Raw genomic sequence first — 2698 nt, forward strand, 5'->3', positions numbered from 1 at the left:
ACCGGGCTGCCGTCGAGCAGGGCGCCGTCGACTCGGGTCACAGAACGCACCATTAGCGCGTCAGCCTGCGCCAGCGACGGTGCAGGAATGACCCTACCTGCTACCGCCTGTACGTCGCCCAAGCGACCGAACAGAGCCTCGGCGTAGGGTATATTCTCATCCACCAGGATTTTCACATCAGGATCCGGCAGTACAATGCCATCAAACATTATAAAGGGAGTATTCTGCCACAGAATGCGTAAAAATCCTAACTAACCCTATCACGCTTCATTTTACCATTACCGCCGGCGCAACCTGCTAGGTTTGCAGGGCATAGGCTAAATATGCTTATCCATCAGAAAATACCTCCCGGCGACAGAGCCTATACTACTGCCGACGGGGCTTGCTATTCTATTAACAGCCCCAACAGCGCACGTTCACGCTACAGCGCCGGATCTTCACCGTCTGTTATCCCGAGAGGACATACACTATGCAACCAGTTACCGTTCCAGGTACGCTACCACAGGGTCAGACACTGCCACCGACCGGACAGGATCGGCCTTTGACCACCGCCCAGCGCACCACGCTTGATCGGCTGATTACCTGCATATTGGCCCTTAGCCCCAATAAACCAGCAGAAATTTGGGCCGCGCTACTCCACCACCTGCACATTGCTGGCAACGGTGAGTTACGGGTGCGGCATTTTATCGCCGCTGAACAGATGCTACAGAGGCGATTATTGATGGCGAAAGCGACACTCGCCGGCCGACAGCTATTGCGGCCGCTGACCGATCTGTTGCCTCAGAGCAACAATCGGCAGGCGGTGAGTGACTATATCCGCAACCAGTTCGGCCACACCGTCTTAAGTCAATCGGACACCGACCAACTGTGTCAGATACTACAGTTATTGCAAAGTAGGCAATTGGATATTCCGGCGTCGCAGCAGCATAGCGCCATGACTGATCGTACCCTGCTGCCGGTGGAAAACCAGGCCATCGGCCAGCTCATTACCAAACTGGCGGCATTGACAAGCGAAACGCCGACCGAGCTTTGGGAAAGTCTGCACTGCATGATGGGGCTGAATCCGATTTTCGCCCGCTATTTCCCGCTGTTAAGCCAGTTTTTACAAAGCCATTTCATGCTGTCGCAGCAGAGGCACCCCACTTTGACGCCACTCTCGGCGGTGCCCAAATATCTCATCCACGGCGAGGAGCAGCAGGCAGTGGAACAGTACTGCCGGCAACATTTCGCCGCCGACAGGCAGACGCCTTTGACTACCACTCAGGTTAACGCGGTGATGCAATATATGTATATTTATCGCCTGAGCTGCACCCAGAGCCAGCACCAAACCCCCTATTTCCGGCTGCTTCAGACGGTGACCCATCCTCTCATCGCGACGGAACACGCGCCTCGGACCGTCCGCGAGTCGCGTTCACCTCTGGTGATCGGGGTGTTCTTCGCCATAGTGCTGCTGGTTATCTGGCTGCTGGCCCGCTGATGGCTGGGCGAGGCGCTACACATTAGGCGCGGGGAAGAGTAACTGATGAGCGCAGCCGGCGCGGTTTATACACCAGTATCAACGCGCGCCGAAGAGCAAGTAGCCCTAGTTAGCGACGCGCAGGAAGATGCTACTTTTGTGGGAGGGCTCACAATTTGTGGGAGGGCGCACAATGTGCCGTTTACGCACATCCCACACATGTCCGTCAAACGCTGCGGTAACCGCTTGATAGTTATCGCTGCCTGGCGAACAACAGTATTATAGCAATACTTGCCAGCTCGCATTGTATGGCGGCACTAAATACCGAAGCGTAACAGAAGGCAGTCGCCAGCATACCCTTTAGCGGTCCGACACGGCATAGGCGACATCCTGAAACGCACTATAGTCTCCTACCGCCGTCGCACATGCCTGCGCCAGCAAACCGAACCCCTATCTTAAGGTACTAGTCAGCAATTGACTCTCACTAAAATCCAGCATCATACGCCTTATCAGCAACAGCCCGTAACGTGGATAAACCGATAACGGCAGCACAGCGGAAAGCAGATAGAACACTCCGCCAGCCAGTCTGCATGCCGCCGTTCCCTGCGGTGGGGATCACTTGGCGCTAAACTGGTCGGCGAGTCTACCGGCATAACTGCGGATTAGTCGGCATAACTACAGGTCAGTGCCGTAGCTAGAAACTGAACACCGACCGCAAAGCTCCCTAGGGTATTACTGAGCCCCAGCTTGTCATGGACGTAAAGCAGGATAACCAGTAACGGCAATTCCACGGTCAAATAATACAGAAACACCGTACTATACCAGCGAGAATGAACATCGTCTTATTTCGCCGGAATAGTGCCCAATGTAGTCGGTTAAGCATGCTTAGTGCGCCCTTTCCCTCAAGCACTTAACGGTAGAAAGGGAAGCGTTGGTTAGCGTGAATGTTTACACCTGTACACGGTAAAATCTTTACGCCTGTACACAGCAAAGAGGCTCAGAATGCGGTGCTCCCCACGGCACGACCGCCTCTCCGACGCGGCTCAGCGGTATTTCCGCATGACAAGCGTTGCGTTGGTGCCGCCGAAACCAAAACTGTTACTCATAACGGTGGTCAATGTGCGCTGGGTCGACTCGGTGATGACGTTCATCCCCTCCGCCTGCGGATCGAGTTCGTCAATATTAATGCTCGGGGCGATGAAACCATGCTCTAGCATCAGTAACGTAAAGATCGTCTCATGC

Annotated in this window: 2 protein-coding genes and 2 pseudogenes; 1 reads left to right on the plus strand and 3 read right to left on the minus strand. The window is 54.6% G+C overall.

Annotation, left to right across the window (positions count from 1 at the left end; all coding sequences use genetic code 11):
- Positions 1 to 176, minus strand: a pseudogene (locus BG74_RS17485) (4-phosphoerythronate dehydrogenase); the annotation flags it as partial.
- 293 nt (positions 177 to 469) lie between these two features.
- Between BG74_RS17485 and BG74_RS06440 the strand changes: the two are divergent.
- A complete protein-coding gene (locus tag BG74_RS06440; protein ID WP_066597371.1) occupies positions 470 to 1477 on the plus strand; it encodes a flagella biosynthesis regulator in 1008 nt (335 codons plus the stop codon).
- A gap of 641 nt (positions 1478 to 2118) precedes the next feature.
- Here BG74_RS06440 and BG74_RS13725 read toward each other — a convergent pair.
- Together BG74_RS13725 and BG74_RS17490 are read right to left on the minus strand one after the other, a co-directional pair.
- On the minus strand, positions 2119 to 2268 hold the full coding sequence (locus tag BG74_RS13725; protein ID WP_187202734.1) for a hypothetical protein: 150 nt from the start codon (positions 2266 to 2268) through the stop codon (positions 2119 to 2121).
- Between the two features lie 231 nt (positions 2269 to 2499).
- Positions 2500 to 2698: pseudogene (locus tag BG74_RS17490) on the minus strand (beta-ketoacyl-ACP synthase I); the annotation flags it as partial.

Source organism: Sodalis-like endosymbiont of Proechinophthirus fluctus, assembly GCF_001602625.1.
In the GTDB taxonomy this organism is placed as follows: Bacteria; Pseudomonadota; Gammaproteobacteria; order Enterobacterales; family Enterobacteriaceae.